Below are 14,868 nucleotides of genomic sequence, written 5' to 3' on the forward strand. Positions count from 1 at the left end.
GAAACATGCCAAATTTTCGACGCTACTTCCTCCCTGGCGGTACCTTCTTCTTTACGCTGGTAACGCAACGTCGCCGACCGATTTTTTCGGATCGGTCCGCGACGAAACTGCTTGGCGATTGCTTACGCGAGTGCCAGGAACTTTGGCCCTTCGAAGTCCATGCCATCGTTCTTTTGCCCGACCATTTGCATACCATATGGACGGTACCGAAAGAGGACGACGACTACTCACGGTGCTGGTCGTGGACCAAGAGAAAGTTCACGCAGCGTTGGCTAGCAGCGGGTGGTCGCGAGCAACGCGTTTCATCGGCTCGGCAAAAAGAAGGTCGCCGCGGCGTATGGCAAGCCCGCTTCTGGGAACATACGATCAAGGACGAAGACGACTTTGAGCGGCACTTTGACTACATCCACTACAACCCAGTAAAGCACGGGCTGGTGAAGTGCCTTAGCGACTGGCTGGCTTCGAGTTTCCATCGTTGGGTAACCGCAGGCGTCTACCACAGAAATTGGGCGTGCGGCGAAAGAGGTTTGGCGCTTGAGTTTCGCGATATTCCAGGACTCGACCGGAGAGTAGTGGCGAGTCGATCGATCTCGGCAGGCACGGCCTGCCCTACGCTGGATGGCGACGAAGGACGTCTTACAAATCGACCCCAACCCGCTTCGCTTCGATGCGCATCGCGGGGATGAAGTACCGCATCGGTTGGTTTTCGTTGCGGCGTCGGGCGTACTCGAAGCAGGCCATGACGCGGTTTCGCTTGAGGGCGCCCAGTTCGACAAATTCGATCACCTCGGCGATGAACTCGAGCTCGACCGGGCGACGCGCTTTGAGTCCCTTCTCGAGCGTTTCTTTGAGCGAAGCGACGCCTGACTGGGCCTGTACCGGCGATACGAACAGGCCAACGCACAGGGCGAACCCGACCGCAATCCAACGCAGAAACTGACGACGCAACATGACCCACTCTCCGAGAAATAAACCTTGGGGGAGTGGGTATTATCAAAACGGACGCAGTGGGTCAAGATCGAAATGATTTCTCGTGGCGGGCGGCCACTAAGACCTCTTCAGAGAAATTAAGGGAGTGCTGCTGTCCCTAAGGCCAATGGGCCTGCAGATTTCGTTTGACTCTCGATTCGCGGCAGGCCTATACTGCGCGGTACGCCGACCAGCATGGGGTTGTTGGTCGCGCCAGTAGCGAGGAGGACCGCGCAATACCCCTTGCGCCGGATGGACCTTCGCGGCATTTGATTTCCTGCCTGCCTGCCGCCTCTGCCGAAGCCATCCTACCTCCGACGACATCCACCACTGGGTTGTTAAGTCGGAAATCTGATTTGGAGCTCTCGCCATGCTAGTTATCCCGGGGCGCAAAGCCAAGGATGTGTGCGATCGTCATTTGGGTCCTACGCGGCGCGACTTGTTGCGCGTCGGCGGTTCGGCGTTTCTCGGCCTGAGTCTCGGCCAGGCGCTGCAGATGCAAGAAGCGTCCGCTGCTAGCGAGTCTTCCGGGGCTGGTTGGGGTCGCGCCAAGTCGGTGATCATGGTCTACCTGCAAGGGGGCCCGAGCCACATCGACCTGTGGGATCCCAAAGAAAATGTGCCCGACAAGGTGAAGAGCGCGTTCGGCACGATCCATAGCAAGGTGCCCGGCATCGACCTGACCGAGAACCTGCCGAAGCTGGCCCAAGTCACCGACAAGCTGTCGCTGATTCGCTCGATGAGCTACTCGCCCAACGGTTTGTTCAACCACACCGCGGCGATCTACCAGATGCATACCGGCTACACCGCCGACAAGGTAAGCCCCAGCGGACAGCTTGAGCCGCCGTCGCCGAAAGACTATCCCAACTTCGGCAGCAACATCATCAAGCTGAAGCCGCCCGAGGAGCCGATGCTGCCGTTCGTGATGATGCCGCGTCCGCTGCAAGAGAGCAACGTCGTCAACAAGTCGGGCACGGCCGGCTTTTTGGGGCGCGCCTACGATCCGTATTATCTCTTCCCGCCGGGAGACGATATGGACATGCAGAAGATGGAGCGGATCAATATCACCGACCTGACGCTGCGGCCTGAGGTCTCGACCGGCCGGTTAGGACGCCGGGCTCGCCTGCGCGACATGATCAACGCCGGGATGCCGGGTCTGGATCAAGCGGTCCAAAAATACGACATGGACAAGTATTACGAAACGGCGATGAACCTGATCTCGTCGGGCCGGGCTCGCGACGCATTTGATCTGAGCAAAGAGAGCGACAAGACCCGCGACATGTACGGCCGCAATACCTTCGGCCAAAGTCTGCTGCTGGCGCGACGGTTGGTCGACGCCGGTACGCGAGTGGTGGAAGTGATCTGGCCGAAAGTGGCGAACTCCAACAACCATAGCTGGGATCATCACGTCGACCTGACCAATCGGATGAAGAACCAATCGGCGCCGATGCTCGACAGCGGTCTGTCGGCTTTGATCGCCGATATGGACGACCGCGGCATGCTGGAAAATACGCTGGTCGTCGCGGTTGGCGAGTTCGGCCGCAGTCCGCAGCGTGGGGTCAGCACGTCGGGCAACGGCAACAGCGCCGATGGTCGCGACCATTGGCCTTATTGCTATACGGCCTGTCTGGCTGGCGCCGGCATCAAACGTGGCGCCGTCTATGGCGAATCGGATCAAACCGCGTCGGCTCCCTTGAGCGATCCGGTCCATCCGACCGAGTTGCTCGCGACGATCTATCACACCCTGGGCATCGACCCGGCGACGATCGTTTACAACCACTTGAACCAGCCGCGCGAACTGGTCAAGGCGGAAGCGGTGACCGGCCTGTTCGGCTGACGAAGAAGAATACGGCCGACTAAGAGGGGGACGAACTCGCCGGTTCGGCGGTCGTTTCGCCCGGCTGAAACTCTGCGAACAACGTGCGCACCAATTCTAGGTGCGCGCTGCTGTAGTCAAGCCGAATCTGCGACGGTCCGCGGTGAAAACGGCTCCGTTCGACGACCAATTCGAAACGGCCATTTTCAGTCTCTTGAAACCGGACGAAGAGGATGATCGATTTTCCCTCGACCGTTGGCGCTCCCCGGGCGACGTTTTCTTGCTCGTAGGCGATCGTGAAGTTGTAGGAGATCTCGAATCTTACGAAGACGCCAGGCGTTTCTTTCGAGTCGGCCGTCACGACGTCGGGAACCACCTCGTAGTTGATCAGCGGCTCGTAGTCGAACCGTTGATAGAAGACGCCGCCGACTTTCGGCGTGTTTACTTCGATCGCCGAGAACTTGCGACTGCGAACGGTCGCTTTCCGCTCGGCGGCGATCAGCGGCGTACCGTCGACGATGCGGCGCGGCGTCGGTTCGGCAGGAGGAGGAGGTGCGGAGACGGACTTCTTCGGCGTCACCGTCGGCACGTACGACTCGATATCCTCCACTGCCGGCTGCAGCACGCCATCGAGTACGGATTCCATCCGAAACATGATCGCCAAGGTCACCAGCACGACGATCGCGAGAATCGCAAACCCGATGAATCGGCCCATAGCACAATGTATCTGCGAAGATGGAGATGGAACAAAGTCTCCAGTCTCGCGCAGTCTCGTAGTATTTTGCGCGAGCGGCATTTGAAGAATTTCGGAAGATTTGCGAAATCGGGAATTTGCTACTTGGTCATGAAGTCACGGCGTTTCAGCTCCGCTTTCAAGATGTTCAAGGTCGGATTCGCTTTTACTAGTTTAAGGGCGTGATTTTGGGCGAGACTCGACTGACGGGACGAAGCCAGCGCCGTACGTAACTCGGACAACAGCTCGGCAGCCTTGCCATAAGATTTGCTGGAACGTTCCGCAACGAGTTGATCGATCAACTCAAGCGTCGGTTTCGGATCGGCGGCCATTTCGGCGCGGCGTTTGAGGAGACTCGCTTCGCGCTTCTGCACCTCCTTTTTCTGGTACGCTTCGTATAGCTTTTCCGCCTCCTCGCGTAGTTCCGCGATCGTCCGCGACGACTCGGCGGTGGGCCAAACGACCATGTCGGTCGACGCTTGATACCGCTGCAGCATCTCGCCCCGGACGTCAGCCCCTTGGCCGCACATCACCTGGTGCAGCCAGGTTTCCTTTTGGGATGTCGTTTGGTCGGTCAACCAGCGTTCGTAACCAGCGGCCGAGTCGGCCATCTTCGGCAAAGGCGAACTGAGTTGCGCCGCCGCGTCAATGACGTAATCGCCGATGTCGTAGAAATCGGCCAAAGCCCGCTGGGCGTCGGTCAGCTTTCCCATCCCGGCGGGAACCGGAGGTTCCGTTTCTTCACTCGGATCATGTTCCATGTCCATTCGGGCGGCCAACGCGGCTAAATAAAAGGGGCGCAAGTCCCCTGTCAAAATTTCGTCGCGAAGCGGGCGTAATCGATCGATCAGCTCGCCCAAGTCGCCGAAGTAGTCTTCGAGCCAGCCGGGCTCGTATTGCGGTTCGATGCAGAGGATTCCGCCGGTCCCCTTTTTGTCTTTGGCGAAACGTACGCCCTCGCCATCGAGATAGTTCTTCGCTCGCTGGAGAATGGGAGGCGTACGCCTAAATCGAATGGCAATTCGGCGAATGCCAAAGTTGGCGTAGTGGAGATGGATGTCGTATCCGCGCCGCAACATCTCGTCGGCGTCGCCATGAAAGTCGCCGAAGTGGTATTCGTTCTCGAAAGACCAAGGAGTGATATCAGCGCGAGACGACTGATCCTCCATGAATTCCATATTCTTGGCGCTGACCGGCGCGTCTGTCGCGCGGAAGGCAACGTACTGGTATTCGCTCATTTGGGGAGATCCATCCTGACGAGGTTGAATGCCGACTAAGATTCCTCTTCCTCCGACGGCGTTTCTGCCGGCGTCTCCACCTTGTCGGAGTTAAACTTCGAGTCATTCGCCATGCGGTACAAGGCGCTGGCCTGAGCGGCCAGATCGGCCTTTTCGATCAGCAGTTCGAGCTTGTAGCGGCGGCCGCTGTGGACCGTTTCCACAACCAGTTGACGGGCCGCTTCGCTTTGGAACTTGGCCGGGCGGCAATACTGGACCCAGTAGCTTGATCCGATTTCGATCACCTGGGGGGGTGGATAGACGAAGGTTCGCTCCCCGATTTCCTCGGCCAGTTGCTTGTACAGAACCTGGGCGGTCGGCTCATCGACCAGGTCGGCCATTGAGCTGTCGGTGGCATGCACCAAGATCCGCGGAATGCCGGAGGGATCGTTCTGGTAGGCGCCCAGCAGATATTCGCTTCGCCGAGGCAGAAATCGCCAGCCTTCGGGCAAGGTCGTCTGATAGCGGCCTTGGTCCAGCGGCGGAACTTGCAGTCCGGCCGGGGCGAGCGTCAGCGGCAAACCGGGCTCGGCCGGCTTGGGGGTCGCCGCGGTTGGAGAGCCGGACGCCGGAGCGGCTTGTGGCGGGGTCGGCTGATCGGCCGAACAGCCCGCCAATAGAAACAAGCAGCCTGCGGTGAGCGTAAGACGTGCGATATTCATGACAAACCTCCTGAGAAGCAACAGGAATGCCTCGCGTCGCACGAACCTTAGCAGTTCGTTGATTTTCTCGACGGACTGCGTGATCGCAGGGATGCGATCTCAAAATAGCGACGTAAGTCGTTATTTTGCGAGCTACGCTCTGAGCCTAGCGAGGTTGAAAAATGCCACGATGGCACGTTTCAACAGGCAGCTCATCGCGGGCGCGACTTATTCGATCACTTCTTCGATCGTTTCTTTGACCTTCTGGACGAAGTGCGGGGGCTTGCCCGACTTGCTGAGGTCCTGAGCCTTTTTCTCGGCTTCTTCCTTCTGGTCGTATTCGTACAGGGCGATCCGCTTCATCGACTGGTTAAAGACGCCCCAGAAAAGCTTCATGCGGACTTCGGTCGTCTTTTTCGCCCTCGATTTTCGTTTGGCCTTCTTCTTCGGCGCCGGTTCGGCTCCTTCGGCGACTTCCGCCGCATCGGCTTGTGCACGTAACTCTTTGCGGTTGACAACTTTGCGAGCCATAGGCCTGGTCTTTTTCGTCCGTTGTTGACTGCGATCAGCAGCGAGGGAGAATTGATGTCAAGAAAAGGTCCCCGTAGCGAATCTCGACTGGGGGAATCTCCCAATGCGTAATCGGACCATTATACAGCATGGCGTTACGCGACGCCACCGTTCGAGACGCCCCAGAAGGGCCGCGCATGACGCCCCATTTGCTGCAAACCCTTGATCTAACTTCGCTTCAGGCGCTCGTCGCCGAGTGGGGACTCCCTAAATTCCGGGCCCAGCAAATCCGTAGCTGGATCGTAGATAATCGGGCCGAGTCGTTCGACGATATGGCCAATCTGCCTAAGGCCTTACGCGGACAGCTGGCCGAGAAAGCCCAGCTGTGGACCACCAAGGTCGCCCGGCATACCACGGCCGCCGATGGGACCGAGAAACTGCTGTTGCAGCTGCATGACGGGGGCCGGATCGAATGCGTGCTGCTTCGCGATGGCGATCGCCGCACGATCTGCATCAGTTCGCAGGTCGGTTGCGCGATGGGCTGCGTCTTTTGCGCCAGTGGACTGGATGGGGTCGAGCGGAACCTGACCGTCGGTGAGATCATCGAGCAAATGCTGCGGCTGCAGCGACTGCTGCCGGTCGGCGAGCGGCTGAGCCACATCGTGGTGATGGGGATGGGCGAACCACTGGCCAATGTCGATCGCCTGTTGCCGGCGCTCGACTTCGCCTCGGCGGAAGATGGGCTGGGGATCAGTCACCGCCGCATCACGATCTCGACCGTTGGCTTGCCGCCGGCGATTCGGCGTCTGGCCGATCGCGATAGTCGCTATCATCTAGCGGTGTCGCTACATGCCCCCGATGACGAGCTGCGGAACAAGATCGTGCCGACCAACAAGAAGGTCGGCATTCAGGCGATCTTGGACGCGGCCGATCACTACTTCGACGTCTCGGGACGGCGGCTGACGTTTGAGTACGTCCTGCTGGCCGAACTGAACGATCAACCGGAGCATGCTTATCGCCTGGCCCGACTGCTGAAGGGGCGCCCGGCGCTGCTCAATATCATCCCCTACAATCCGGTCGCCGGATTGCCCTACCGCACGCCCAGCAAAGAAGCGCAACACGAGTTTCGCGCGATTCTGGAAAACGCTGGCCTGACGGTCAAATTCCGTCAGAAGAAAGGGGACAAGATCAACGCCGCCTGCGGTCAGCTGCGGCGGAACACCCCAGAAAATCTGGTGCAAATTACCGGGTAGGACGCGGTATAAGCATGGCGCCAAGTGCCTTGAACAGACCTTCTAGTACAACCAGTACCAGCCCCACTCGACCGTCAGGTTGAAGCAGAGGGCCAAAAAGAGGCTCATCCCCAGGTAGTGCCCCAGGTCCCGTTTTTCACGCAGGGCCAGATCGACCGTCGCAGCCATCACGGTTTGGGCGGCGGCGGCCGCGGCCAGGACGATGACGCAGCGGCTCGCCCAGAACTCAGAACCGGTCATCATGTCGGTCGGCGAGATGATGTCCATCGACGCGATCGCCAACTGCGGCAGGGCGAAGGTAAACGTAACCAGCTTCCACCGCATCTTCGGAATCATCGCGGTGGTGATCATGCCGGACGACCAGATCACGACGCTCAGCACGGCGGCCGCCGGATCAAGCAGCGGCTTCAGAAATTGGGGACTGGCCCACGAGAGCCAGATGAACTCGCGAACGAAGTAGAACGGTATGTACAGCATCGCCAGCAGCATCAGGTAGTTGCCTGGCGACCAGGCATGCCGCAGGTCGAGACGCTTGCGGCGGGTAAACCAACGCCACGCGATCATCGCGCTGAGCACGCCGATGGCGATATTGACCGACGCGAACGTGGCGTAGGCGACGTTCGCATCGTCCATATTGCCGTCGAAGTCAAACCCGGCGTACTTCAAAAACGTCGTGGAGAAACCGAGGCCGACACAGATCAGCGACGTCGCGACGATCAGATCGGCAACCGTGATCGTCAGCGATCCGGGCGCGATGAAACTGCGTTTCGGTGGGGTCATCGAGTCTTAGAGCTAAGCTGAAGGGAGTTTCCGCCGCGCTTGCCCGCCTGCAGCGCCGACTGGAAAGAAAAGGGATCGCAAACTAGGACGTTTGTCCTGGACTGGTCGACCGAAAGTTGCAAGCCTCGTGCTCAAGATCTGTCGCCGCGTACCATCTAGTTCACTTACTAATGATACCAGTAACCCCGTGAAATCAAGCGCGTTTCGCTGGGCCTGCTAATTTTGCGTGATATCACGCGAAAGAAATCGATAAATTGCCGACTTTGGTATTCTTTTTGCGCTAATCCATGCTAGCGAACGCATTAATGGCTCTTTATTTTCCAAGCGATGGGTCTAAAACCCTCGCCTTCAGGCGAAACCTTTAGGTTCTTCCGTTTCCGGCTAAAATCGGGGAATGGAAAGATACCGCACCAGTTCGCATAGTCGTTTTGACATCAAGTTCCACTTTGTCTGGGTGACCAAGTATCGCAAACCGATTCTCGTGGGGGAGCTCGGCGTTCGTGTACGAAGGAGAAAAGGTGTCAGGACTCTTTATTCCTCCCCTTCGGCGACACCGCTTGGCCCCAATCAACCGCCCGCCGCCTGAACCTAGAAACCACCCTCCGCCCCGACGGCAGGCCGAAGAAAGCGAAGGACTCTCCAAAACAAAGAGTCCTGACACCTTTTCTCTCTTGGCGAAAACGATCTCGACAACCAACATGGCAACTGGTGGCTCTCGAATTTGCAAATGGAAAAGGCGCTCGCGTATCAGAAGTATGACTACAAATTCGTCGGCGGAACCGGCGGTCATAGCGGCGTGCATGGTGGGGTGATCCTGCCGGAGTCGCTGCGCTGGTTGTGGCGGGGGTGGGATCAGGAGAAGTCGTAGCGTGATGTCGGACGAGCAGGAACAGGAAATCGCCAAGCTGGAAGACGCCCGAACAACGTTTTTGGAAAACGTTCCGGCCGTCTATACGTTTACGAGCTTTATCTCCACCAATCTGACGACCGAGGATGAAGTCCAGTTTTTGCGAGCGCTGTTGCAGTGCAAGCTTTCTCGAGCCGCAATCATTTCTCAACTGGCGGACGGGGCGTCTCCAAAGTGCTGGTGGGACTTGGCGACTTTTGGAGTTCGTCGAGCGATCACCGCGGTTCGTCTTGCCGAGGTAGAACCGTTTCGGATCGGTCTATTGCCATTGCTTGCCGGTCTGTCTGGGGGAGATTGGCGAGACGCGCTCCGCCACTTGTCGGTTGTCGAGGACTGCGGTAGCCGACTTGGGCGCAGCGCTCAGCATGATTTGACCGCGATCCTGGCTGAATGGGGGAACGAGAAAGCGGCGAAGATTTGCGAATCCTATTTCGCTCGCAGTGCAGAAATGCGCGACGTACGGGCCATGGGCCTGTTTCCATTTGGAGCCGACCAGGAACTGTGGTATCAAGGTTGATCAGAGTGATTCGGGTTCTACGTGGACGCTTCGTTCTGTAGGCTTCTACCGATTGAAACGAGGGTGAATAACTTGCCTGGCTATGTTGACACTAGTGCGAAAACAAAGAGGCGGACGCGATTCGCTCGGTGGCCGCTCGCTTGCTTGATTGTTGGTTTTGCTTCCGCCGGGACCACCTTTCTCGTTTGCCAGTCATCTTCGCTCGCTAATTGGTATTCTCCGCCAAAGCCTTCCTTGTTGATTGGTTTGCCCCTTGTGGGCGATGCAGTCTATGGTGAACCAGAAGGAGAATTGCTCTTGAGCGACGGTAGCGGTCGTCATCTCACCGGGAAGGTGACTTATGGAATTCGCAACCTGCTTTCGAGTCGGTCGATCGTGGTGCAGTTTCCAGCGAAGGCTGGATATCTTCGAGATTCGGTCGGCGCCTACCGCACCGTTGATCCAGAGCGTTGGCCATCGTTCGCGAAGCAATCAATATTGATCGTGATTCCGCCAGACGAGACAGTTGCCTTCGACGATACGTACAACGGCATATTCAGCAACGATGCGCAATCGGAGACGGACGAATGGTGCTTCGTCTTCTCGTCCGATGAACCAGCGAAAGAACAAGGCGAACTCTATTTCGGATGTCTATCGTTTCAGACAAGTTGGGAATCCCGCGACTAGTTGCCCCAACGCAGATACCATGAACGTCAATTCTCCCGATCGAAACGAAGCGACGCTGCAAACGCTTGAGCAAATCTCGCGGAAGTATCTGGAAGGTTCCCAGGAGCGGCGAGCCATTTTCACGGCCGCCGATATGAAGAATTCCTGAAGGAGTTTCCCGTCACGGACGAAACGATCAACAACGCGCTTTCGAAAACGGCCAATTCGCCGGAAGGAACGATGGCGCAGGTCCACGGTAAAATGTGGGTGTTGGTGATCGACCCTGACGGAAAACGCCGCCTGATCGAGCCGCTCATGATTGATTGGGATGAAGAGAATTCGCGGGAAGCGTAGCGCTAACCCAATCCGCGCTGCGTCATCCTGCCGAATTTGGTAGCCTAACCGCTGACCGCCCTCACTCTTCTGGGGGCATATTCTGGCGGCTTTTCGTCGCGCTTGGCTTACGACTACCAGGAGGCTCCACCGATGGGTTTGCACGAGAAAGACGATCGCCGCGAAGAGTTGGATGACGACGTTTACGCTTCGACCGATCTCGCGGTCAGCATGCCGAAATACAAGTTTCCGCACATCGAACAAAACCCCCGCCACGCCTATTCGGTCGTCCATGACGAGCTGATGCTCGACGGCAATTCGCGGCAGAATCTCGCCACGTTCTGCCAAACCTGGCTCGAGCCGGAAGTCCACCAGCTGATGGACGAGTGTCTCGACAAGAACATGATCGACAAGGACGAGTATCCGCAGACCGCCGAGATCGAGGCCCGCTGCGTTCATATGCTCGCCGACTTATGGAACTCGCCGTCCGAAGCGAACACGATCGGCTGTTCGACCACCGGTTCGAGCGAAGCGGCGATGCTGGGCGGGATGGCGATGAAGAATCGCTGGAAAGCGAAGCGAATCGCGGCCGGAAAAAGCTATGACAAACCGAACATGATCACCGGCCCGGTCCAGGTCTGCTGGCACAAGTTCGCCCGGTATTGGGATATCGAACTGCGGGAAGTGCCGATGGAAGAAGGCCGCTTGCTGCTGACGCCGGAGGAAGTGATCAAACGCTGCGATGAGAACACGATCGGCGTGGTGCCGACGCTGGGCGTGACGTTCACTTGCCAGTACGAGCCGATCTTTGAGATCTCGGAGGCGCTCGAAGCTTTCGAGAAGAAGACCGGGCTCGACATTCCGATCCATGTTGACGGCGCGAGCGGCGGTTTCCTCGCGCCGTTCTGTGCACCGGAGCTGGTGTGGGATTTCCGTCTACCGCGGGTGAAATCGATCAACGCGTCGGGGCATAAGTTCGGCCTGGCGCCGCTGGGCGTTGGCTGGGTCATTTGGCGCGAGCAAAGCGACCTTCCGGAAGACTTGATCTTTTGGGTCAATTACCTCGGCGGCAACATGCGCGACCTGGCGCTCAACTTCTCGCGCCCCGGCGGTCAGGTCGTTTGCCAGTATTACAACTTCCTGCGACTCGGCCGCGACGGCTATCGCAAGATTCACTCGGCCTGTTACGACACGGCGTCGTACCTAGCTGAAGAGATCGAAAAGTTTGGCCTGTTCGACGTCATCTACGACGGCGATCGCCGCAGCGGCATTCCGGCGCTTTGCTGGAAGTTGAAGCCCGGCCTCAAGCCAGGTTTCAGTCTGTACGACTTGGCCGATCGTCTCTGCGCTCGCGGTTGGCAAGTTCCGGCTTACTCGCTGCCGGCCGATCAAACCGATCAGGTGATCCAGCGGATCTTGGTACGTCACGGGGTAAGCCGCGATCTAGGTGCGCTGCTGCTGGTAGATATGAAGCGGTCGATCGAGTACTTTGAAGGGCACCCGGTCAGTGCGCCGCTGAGTGAAGAAGAAGCGGGCGGGTTTCATCACTAAGAAAAATCTGGCGCCATGCTCTTGCAGCGTCTTCGCTGGATGAGCATGTCTTTGCCTTGAAGTAACGCATTGAAGACATGCTTATACCGCGAAGACGCGGTATAAGCATGTCTTCAAAGATTTCGGATGAACGACGACGTCACACCGGTCGAACAACTCGAAGAAGCCGGCGCCTGGCCGTTTGTCACGCATCGCGTTTGGCGACGCCTGGGCGAAGTTTATCGTCAATGGCATGCGCGGCATCATCGCAAGCGCTTGGCGCCGCCTGAGACGTTGCATGTGCGACGATTGCCCAGCTTGCTGCTTCGTGGGCTGTGGCTGCCGGGCAAGTTGAACTGGTGGATCGGCGTCATCTTTGCGATCGGGGCGAGTCTGTTTGCGGTTGGCTGCGTGTTGAGTCTGTGGCCGGCGCTGGCCGGTTCGCTTAGCATCGGCGTTTTGCAGATTGGCGCGATCTACTTCGCTGGGTCGATTCCGTTTACGACCGCCGCCTATCTGCAACTGTTTCAGGCGGCCAACGCCGGAGAGTTTGGCCAGGGGAAACCGCTGCGGACGAAGCTATTCGCCTGGCGGCCGCATGACCCAGGCTGGCTGAGCTGTCTGTCGCAGTTTATCGGCACCATTCTCTTCAACTTCAACACGTTTGACTCGATGTGGCCAGGGCTCAGCTGGTTTTGGCAAGAGTACCTGGTGTGGGTTCCCAACGTCGTCGGTTCGATCTTGTTTCTCTTCTCTGGCTATCTCGCCTTCATCGAGTTTTGCCACGCCTACTTCGCCTGGCGGCCTGACAATCTCTCGTGGTGGATCGTCACGATCAATTTGCTCGGCTGCATCGGCTTCATGATCTCGGCCGTTTACGCCTTTGTGCCGACCAGCGGAATCACGCTAGCAGCCGAAACAATCGCTACCGCGTTTACGCTGCAAGGCGCGATTTGTTTCTTTGTTGGGGCGGTGTTGATGTTGCCGGAGACGGCGGAAGAAGCGGGCGAGGAGCTTCCGTCGGCATAGTCGGCGGTGCGTCGAATGCGGATGCTTTTGCGCAAACCAATCGCTTCTTTTTACGCTGACATGCTGCCCGCCGCTCGGTATGATGGCGGTTCCTCTCCTATGTCCTTTCACGGAATCTTCCCGGCCAGGAGACCGATGCGATGATGCGGGTTGTATTCTACGCTTGCGGCGTGTGGTGCTCTCTGTTGTTGGTTGCTGCGGCGGAAGAGTCGCAGGCAACGCTCGATGATTTGACCGCAGCCACCACCGCCAACATTGCCGCGTTCGACAATTTTTATTGCCAGTTCGATGTGAAGATTGGCAAGGCGTTGTATGAGGGAGAGTTTAAGAATCTCACCTTCGATCATGTCAGCGGCGTCGGGCATGGCGTCTGGGCGAAGAAGGGACCGATCGAGGTTTACGATTTTCGGCAGGAAGGGGAATCAAAGTGGGAAATCACCAACCATGCCGTCTATGGTCCGTTGATCTATACCGAGGCGCTGATCCGTTACCCTGGCTTTCAGCTGCACATCAAAAAGAACGCGGTGATCACGTCAGCGCCCAATGCCGACTTTCATCCCCGGATGGATCCCCTTTCGCTGCATCATATGGTCGAAGGAGATTGGAATACGCGGCTGGCCGAATTGCTGGCCCGGTTTGTACTGGAACGCGACTGCGAAGTTGGCGCCAACCTGCGTAAACCAGACGTCGACTTTTACGTAACGCAGCTCAATGAAGGGAAGACCGATCAGTTTCGCGTCATCACCGAAGACCGTAGCCTGACGCTACAGTTTGCCGCCGGAGACTATGCCTTTCCCAAAGTGGTCGGCTACTCGTATCGCAAATCGGAAGGCTCTCCCTGGCGGACCTGGTGGATGCATGTGCTGGAAACCGAAGTGGTAGAAGGCGTCGGCACGTTCCCCAAGAAGGTGGTCGTCATCCATCCGCTGATCGCCGGAGAAGAGCCGTTGGGAGTACGGAACTGGCAGGGGCGATTTACCAAGCCGCCGACCGTCGCTTTCGCCCTGCTGTGGGAACTGAAAACGGTCGAATGCCGCGAACCGACCGCCGACGAACTAACCTTCACCGCCGACCGCGACCTGCCGGTCATGCGAGCCGGCTTTGCCCGGGTGACCTACGTCAAAGAAAAAGATTCGGTCACGCCCGATCAACTGCCGGAGCTGTTTGAATCGTTGGCCAACAAGCTTCCAAAGCGGAAAAAGCCGGGGAGCGACGACGAGGAAGATGCGGCCGAAACGCAAAAGAACGAAGTGAAACCTTAGTCGTTTCCGCCGATAGGCGACAACCGCCCGGCGGCTATCCGCCAATCGTTACGGCGTAGCTTCCGCCGTCTCGCCATCGAGCGTCATCAACCAATAGGGACCGTCTGGGCTGGTCGATTGCTCGTCGCAGCGCCAGCCAAGTTCCTGATAGAAGGCGAGGGCGTTCTTGTTCGAGGTTGAGCACTTCAGCTGCGCTGGTCGGCCGATTTGACCCAAACAGGCGTTGAGCAAGGCCTTGCCAACGCCCATCCGTTGGTAATCCGGCGCCACAAACAGATTGTGGATGAAGTTCTCGGGCGGCCACCACGAGACGAACCCCACGATCCGCCGACTACGCTCGGCCACCCAAATCGGCTCGCCGGCGGTCGCTTTGTCAAAGTCGTCAAAGCGGATCTTATCGTTCGGCATCCAATGAAACGCCGACCGCCGCGAAGCGTAAAAGATCTTCGCACAAGCCGCCCGATCCGGGCGCCCGGCGACTCGCGTGATCCAGGGTGAAGGGGTGGTGGTCATGTGGATATTCTAGCCACGAGTTCGACGACCGAGATACAGGAGATGATCGGGTAGAGGCGGTTTTTGGGGCGAGGTTCACGAGACTGGCTCTGCGAGAGTTTGGAGCCAGAATAAAAAAACGCCGCAGAAAGCAATCGCTTCCTACGGCGTGGT

The 14,868-nt window shown here is 58.0% G+C and carries 17 protein-coding genes and 1 pseudogene; 11 read left to right on the forward strand and 7 right to left on the reverse strand.

Features of this window, described 5'->3' with window-relative positions; genetic code table 11:
* Positions 1 to 5: 5 nt before the first annotated feature.
* Positions 6 to 686, forward strand: a complete 681-nt coding sequence (locus Enr8_RS00750; RefSeq protein ID WP_246119901.1) for an REP-associated tyrosine transposase — start codon at positions 6 to 8, stop codon at positions 684 to 686.
* Here the strand turns inward: Enr8_RS00750 and Enr8_RS00755 are convergent.
* Positions 637 to 951 carry a hypothetical protein gene (locus Enr8_RS00755; protein WP_146428715.1) on the reverse strand — a complete coding sequence of 105 codons (315 nt, stop codon included), beginning with the start codon at positions 949 to 951 and terminating at the stop codon, positions 637 to 639. The genes Enr8_RS00750 and Enr8_RS00755 overlap by 50 nt on opposite strands.
* Before the next feature lie 388 nt (positions 952 to 1,339).
* On the opposite strand from Enr8_RS00755, the gene Enr8_RS00760 reads away from it, so the two are divergent.
* On the forward strand, positions 1,340 to 2,806 hold the full coding sequence (locus Enr8_RS00760; protein ID WP_146428716.1) for a DUF1501 domain-containing protein: 1,467 nt from the start codon (positions 1,340 to 1,342) through the stop codon (positions 2,804 to 2,806).
* A gap of 19 nt (positions 2,807 to 2,825) precedes the next feature.
* Here Enr8_RS00760 and Enr8_RS00765 read toward each other — a convergent pair whose 3' ends face one another.
* From Enr8_RS00765 to Enr8_RS00780, 4 genes are all read right to left on the reverse strand, one after another.
* On the reverse strand, positions 2,826 to 3,500 hold the full coding sequence (locus tag Enr8_RS00765) for a hypothetical protein (protein WP_146428717.1): 675 nt from the start codon (positions 3,498 to 3,500) through the stop codon (positions 2,826 to 2,828).
* Between the two features lie 119 nt (positions 3,501 to 3,619).
* A complete protein-coding gene (locus Enr8_RS00770) occupies positions 3,620 to 4,756 on the reverse strand; it encodes a hypothetical protein (RefSeq protein ID WP_146428718.1) in 1,137 nt (378 codons plus the stop codon).
* Between the two features lie 35 nt (positions 4,757 to 4,791).
* Positions 4,792 to 5,457, reverse strand: a complete 666-nt coding sequence (locus Enr8_RS00775) for a hypothetical protein (protein WP_146428719.1) — start codon at positions 5,455 to 5,457, stop codon at positions 4,792 to 4,794.
* Positions 5,458 to 5,664: 207 nt separating this feature from the next.
* Positions 5,665 to 5,967 (reverse strand): hypothetical protein, encoded by a 303-nt coding sequence (locus Enr8_RS00780; RefSeq protein ID WP_146428720.1) that lies wholly within the window; start codon positions 5,965 to 5,967, stop codon positions 5,665 to 5,667.
* 176 nt (positions 5,968 to 6,143) lie between these two features.
* Between Enr8_RS00780 and rlmN the strand changes: the two genes are divergently transcribed.
* On the forward strand, positions 6,144 to 7,199 hold the full coding sequence (gene rlmN, locus Enr8_RS00785) for a 23S rRNA (adenine(2503)-C(2))-methyltransferase RlmN (RefSeq protein WP_146428721.1): 1,056 nt from the start codon (positions 6,144 to 6,146) through the stop codon (positions 7,197 to 7,199).
* 42 nt (positions 7,200 to 7,241) lie between these two features.
* Here rlmN and Enr8_RS00790 read toward each other — a convergent pair whose 3' ends face one another.
* Positions 7,242 to 7,979 carry a hypothetical protein gene (locus tag Enr8_RS00790; RefSeq protein WP_146428722.1) on the reverse strand — a complete coding sequence of 246 codons (738 nt, stop codon included), beginning with the start codon at positions 7,977 to 7,979 and terminating at the stop codon, positions 7,242 to 7,244.
* A gap of 394 nt (positions 7,980 to 8,373) precedes the next feature.
* Here Enr8_RS00790 and Enr8_RS26695 point away from each other — a divergent pair.
* The 8 genes and pseudogenes from Enr8_RS26695 to Enr8_RS00825 form a co-directional block, all read left to right on the forward strand.
* Positions 8,374 to 8,487 (forward strand): annotated as a pseudogene (locus tag Enr8_RS26695) (IS200/IS605 family transposase); the annotation flags it as partial.
* Between the two features lie 219 nt (positions 8,488 to 8,706).
* Positions 8,707 to 8,847 (forward strand): hypothetical protein, encoded by a 141-nt coding sequence (locus Enr8_RS00800; RefSeq protein WP_390620053.1) that lies wholly within the window; start codon positions 8,707 to 8,709, stop codon positions 8,845 to 8,847.
* 4 nt (positions 8,848 to 8,851) lie between these two features.
* The gene (locus tag Enr8_RS00805; protein WP_146428723.1) at positions 8,852 to 9,403 is read left to right on the forward strand and encodes a hypothetical protein; all 552 of its coding nucleotides are present in this window, start codon (positions 8,852 to 8,854) and stop codon (positions 9,401 to 9,403) included.
* Between the two features lie 234 nt (positions 9,404 to 9,637).
* Entirely contained in the window at positions 9,638 to 10,069 is a 432-nt protein-coding gene (locus Enr8_RS00810; protein ID WP_146428724.1) for a hypothetical protein, read from the forward strand.
* Positions 10,070 to 10,088: 19 nt separating this feature from the next.
* The gene (locus Enr8_RS26355; RefSeq protein ID WP_261342393.1) at positions 10,089 to 10,217 is read left to right on the forward strand and encodes a hypothetical protein; all 129 of its coding nucleotides are present in this window, start codon (positions 10,089 to 10,091) and stop codon (positions 10,215 to 10,217) included.
* Between the two features lie 317 nt (positions 10,218 to 10,534).
* Positions 10,535 to 11,932, forward strand: coding sequence for a glutamate decarboxylase (locus Enr8_RS00815; protein ID WP_146428725.1), 1,398 nt, complete (start codon positions 10,535 to 10,537; stop codon positions 11,930 to 11,932).
* Between the two features lie 126 nt (positions 11,933 to 12,058).
* Positions 12,059 to 12,940, forward strand: coding sequence for a hypothetical protein (locus Enr8_RS00820; protein WP_146428726.1), 882 nt, complete (start codon positions 12,059 to 12,061; stop codon positions 12,938 to 12,940).
* 140 nt (positions 12,941 to 13,080) lie between these two features.
* The gene (locus tag Enr8_RS00825; protein WP_146428727.1) at positions 13,081 to 14,202 is read left to right on the forward strand and encodes a hypothetical protein; all 1,122 of its coding nucleotides are present in this window, start codon (positions 13,081 to 13,083) and stop codon (positions 14,200 to 14,202) included.
* Between the two features lie 48 nt (positions 14,203 to 14,250).
* Here Enr8_RS00825 and Enr8_RS00830 read toward each other — a convergent pair whose 3' ends face one another.
* Positions 14,251 to 14,715, reverse strand: a complete 465-nt coding sequence (locus tag Enr8_RS00830) for a GNAT family N-acetyltransferase (RefSeq protein ID WP_146428728.1) — start codon at positions 14,713 to 14,715, stop codon at positions 14,251 to 14,253.
* Positions 14,716 to 14,868 lie beyond the last annotated feature (153 nt).

It is taken from the genome of Blastopirellula retiformator (assembly GCF_007859755.1).
Taxonomy (GTDB): domain Bacteria; phylum Planctomycetota; class Planctomycetia; order Pirellulales; family Pirellulaceae; genus Blastopirellula; species Blastopirellula retiformator.

Bases quoted from the DNA above. Each gene is read 5' to 3' on its own strand.
- Enr8_RS00820 (WP_146428726.1), top strand. From the start codon at position 12,059: ATGAACGACGACGTCACACCGGTCGAACAACTCGAAGAAGCCGGCGCC.
- Enr8_RS00755 (WP_146428715.1), bottom strand. From the start codon at position 951: ATGTTGCGTCGTCAGTTTCTGCGTTGGATTGCGGTCGGGTTCGCCCTG.
- Enr8_RS00800 (WP_390620053.1), top strand. From the start codon at position 8,707: ATGGAAAAGGCGCTCGCGTATCAGAAGTATGACTACAAATTCGTCGGC.
- Enr8_RS00830 (WP_146428728.1), bottom strand. From the start codon at position 14,715: ATGACCACCACCCCTTCACCCTGGATCACGCGAGTCGCCGGGCGCCCG.
- Enr8_RS00765 (WP_146428717.1), bottom strand. From the start codon at position 3,500: ATGGGCCGATTCATCGGGTTTGCGATTCTCGCGATCGTCGTGCTGGTG.
- Enr8_RS00790 (WP_146428722.1), bottom strand. From the start codon at position 7,979: ATGACCCCACCGAAACGCAGTTTCATCGCGCCCGGATCGCTGACGATC.
- Enr8_RS26355 (WP_261342393.1), top strand. From the start codon at position 10,089: ATGAACGTCAATTCTCCCGATCGAAACGAAGCGACGCTGCAAACGCTT.
- Enr8_RS00780 (WP_146428720.1), bottom strand. From the start codon at position 5,967: ATGGCTCGCAAAGTTGTCAACCGCAAAGAGTTACGTGCACAAGCCGAT.
- Enr8_RS00775 (WP_146428719.1), bottom strand. From the start codon at position 5,457: ATGAATATCGCACGTCTTACGCTCACCGCAGGCTGCTTGTTTCTATTG.
- Enr8_RS00825 (WP_146428727.1), top strand. From the start codon at position 13,081: ATGATGCGGGTTGTATTCTACGCTTGCGGCGTGTGGTGCTCTCTGTTG.
- Enr8_RS00760 (WP_146428716.1), top strand. From the start codon at position 1,340: ATGCTAGTTATCCCGGGGCGCAAAGCCAAGGATGTGTGCGATCGTCAT.
- rlmN (WP_146428721.1), top strand. From the start codon at position 6,144: ATGACGCCCCATTTGCTGCAAACCCTTGATCTAACTTCGCTTCAGGCG.
- Enr8_RS00805 (WP_146428723.1), top strand. From the start codon at position 8,852: ATGTCGGACGAGCAGGAACAGGAAATCGCCAAGCTGGAAGACGCCCGA.
- Enr8_RS00770 (WP_146428718.1), bottom strand. From the start codon at position 4,756: ATGAGCGAATACCAGTACGTTGCCTTCCGCGCGACAGACGCGCCGGTC.
- Enr8_RS00750 (WP_246119901.1), top strand. From the start codon at position 6: ATGCCAAATTTTCGACGCTACTTCCTCCCTGGCGGTACCTTCTTCTTT.
- Enr8_RS00815 (WP_146428725.1), top strand. From the start codon at position 10,535: ATGGGTTTGCACGAGAAAGACGATCGCCGCGAAGAGTTGGATGACGAC.